Origin of the sequence: Rhodopseudomonas sp. WA056, assembly GCF_010906995.1 — a bacterium.
In the GTDB taxonomy this organism is placed as follows: Bacteria; Pseudomonadota; Alphaproteobacteria; order Rhizobiales; family Xanthobacteraceae; genus Rhodopseudomonas; species Rhodopseudomonas palustris_G.
Genome location: NZ_QPFS01000236.1, coordinates 1 through 2108, shown reverse-complemented (window position 1 = coordinate 2108; position 2108 = coordinate 1). Strand labels below are relative to the sequence as shown.

The 2108-nt window shown below is 64.8% G+C and carries 2 protein-coding genes and 1 pseudogene; 1 reads left to right on the top strand and 2 read right to left on the bottom strand.

Going from position 1 to position 2108, the window contains the following annotated elements; translation table 11 throughout:
* Positions 1-132 (top strand): annotated as a pseudogene (locus tag DU475_RS23705) (IS481 family transposase); the annotation flags it as partial.
* A gap of 24 nt (positions 133-156) precedes the next feature.
* On the opposite strand, the gene DU475_RS23700 reads toward DU475_RS23705, so the two are convergent.
* Positions 157-897 carry an amino acid ABC transporter ATP-binding protein gene (locus tag DU475_RS23700; RefSeq protein WP_013502605.1) on the bottom strand — a complete coding sequence of 247 codons (741 nt, stop codon included), beginning with the start codon at positions 895-897 and terminating at the stop codon, positions 157-159.
* Positions 898-912: 15 nt separating this feature from the next.
* The coding region (locus tag DU475_RS23695) for an amino acid ABC transporter permease (RefSeq protein ID WP_164633504.1) at positions 913-2108 on the bottom strand (1196 nt) is incomplete at its 5' end.

Sequence of the window (2108 nt, the reverse complement as noted above, 5' to 3'; positions counted from 1 at the left end):
CGCAGGGCCGAGGAACTGCCGATCTGGCTGCATCGATACAATTGGCACCGCCCTCACGGCGGCATAAAATCACAGCCGCCAATCAGCAGACTCGGACTCTCCGAGGACAACCTGTTGAGGCTCCACATCTAGGGCCTCGGACTCGCTCGCCCGAACTCAGCGCAGAATCTGGCTGAGGAACAGTTTCGTCCGCGCGTGCTGCGGATTGGCGAAGAACTCTTCGGGCTGGTTCGCCTCGATGATCTGGCCTGCGTCCATGAACACGACGCGGTCGGCGACCTCGCGGGCGAAGCCCATCTCGTGGGTCACCACCAGCATGGTCATGCCCTCCTCGGCGAGGTCGACCATGGTGTCGAGCACTTCCTTGACCATCTCCGGATCGAGCGCCGAGGTCGGCTCGTCGAACAGCATCACTTTCGGGTTCATCGACAGCGCCCGCGCGATCGCCACGCGCTGCTGCTGGCCTCCGGAAATCTGCCCCGGATACTTGTCGGCCTTGTCGGGGATCCGCACCCGCTCCAGGAATCTCATCGCGGTGGCTTCGGCGTCCTTCTTCGGGATGTTGCGCACCCAGATCGGCGCCAGCGTGCAGTTCTCCAGCACCGTGAGATGCGGAAACAGGTTGAAGCTCTGGAACACCATGCCTACTTCGCGGCGAATGTCGTCGACGTGCTTCAGGCTCGGACCGAGGTCGATGCCGTCGACCACGATCTGACCTTCCTGGAACTCCTCCAGCGCGTTGATGCAGCGGATCAGCGTCGACTTGCCGGAGCCGGATGGCCCGCAGATCACAATGCGCTCGCTGCGCGCGACATCGAGACTGATGTCGCGCAGCACGTGAAACTCGCCGTACCATTTGTTCAGGCCAGCGATCCTGACGATCGGGGTGTCAGCCATCAATCGATCCTTTCGTCAGGTCCGCCGGTGGGCGTTGAGGCGGTGTTCGACCGACAGCGAGTAGCGCGACATGCCGAAGCAGAACACGAAGTAGATCAGCCCGGTGAAGGCGAAGCCCGTGAACAGCGTGGTCGGGGTCGACCAGGTGGGGTCCGCAAAGGCGGCGCGAAGCTGGCCGAGAAGATCGAACAGCGCGACGATCGACACCAGCGAAGTATCCTTGAACAGCGCGATGAAGCTGTTGACGAGGCCCGGAATGACGTGGCGAAGCGCCTGGGGCAGCACGATCAGCCCGGTCGTCTTCCAATACGACAGCCCGAGCGCGCTCGCCGCCTCCGCCTGCCCGCGCGGGATCGCATTCAGGCCGCCACGAATGACTTCGGCATTGTACGCGCCGGCGAACAGCGCGATGCCGATCAGGACGCGCACCAGATTGTCGATGGTGAAATTGCCCGGCAGGAACAGCGGCAGCATATAGGTGGCGAAGAACATCACCGTGATCAGCGGCACGCCGCGCCAGAACTCGATGAAGGCAACCGAGAAGATCCGGATCAACGGGATCGTCGAGCGGCGCCCGAGCGCCAGCGCGATGCCGACCGGCATCGAGGCGACGATGCCGGTCACCGACACTACCAGCGTCACCAGCAGGCCGCCCCACATCCGGGTGTCGACGATCGGCAGCCCGCCGCGATCGAGCCGCAGCGCCGCGATCACCACTGCGATGCCGACGAAAGCTCCGACCGTGGTCGCCAGCGCCCGCCAACCATTGCGCACACCGGTCAGCACGAACACCAATGCGGTGGTGGCGATGGCCGTGAGCAGAAGATCGAGCCACACTGGCTGCGACGACGCCTGAATCCACTCGCGCAGTGCCACCAGCGGCCAGCTCAGCCACACCAGCAACGTGCCGAGGCCGAGCAGCACCGGGCCGATCACGCTTCCAATCGGCCCGCCAGTGGCCAGCTTGCGGCCGGCACGGGTGACGCTGTCGGCGAGCCCGCTCGCAAGATCAGCACTCCAGGTCACGCCGAAGCCCTGCACGCCTCCGCCATACAGCAGGAAGAACGCCAGCACCGGAAAGGCGACGAAGAACAATCCGGCATTCAGCGTCTTGGCCGGCGCCCGCGGGATCAGGAGCGGCAGCAGCAGCAACGCACCGAGCGCGAAGGTCAGGTCGACCCGCCAGCGTTCCGGCGTCGGATAGACGCCGT

Bases quoted from the DNA above. Each gene is read 5' to 3' on its own strand.
- DU475_RS23700 (WP_013502605.1), bottom strand. From the start codon at position 897: ATGGCTGACACCCCGATCGTCAGGATCGCTGGCCTGAACAAATGGTAC.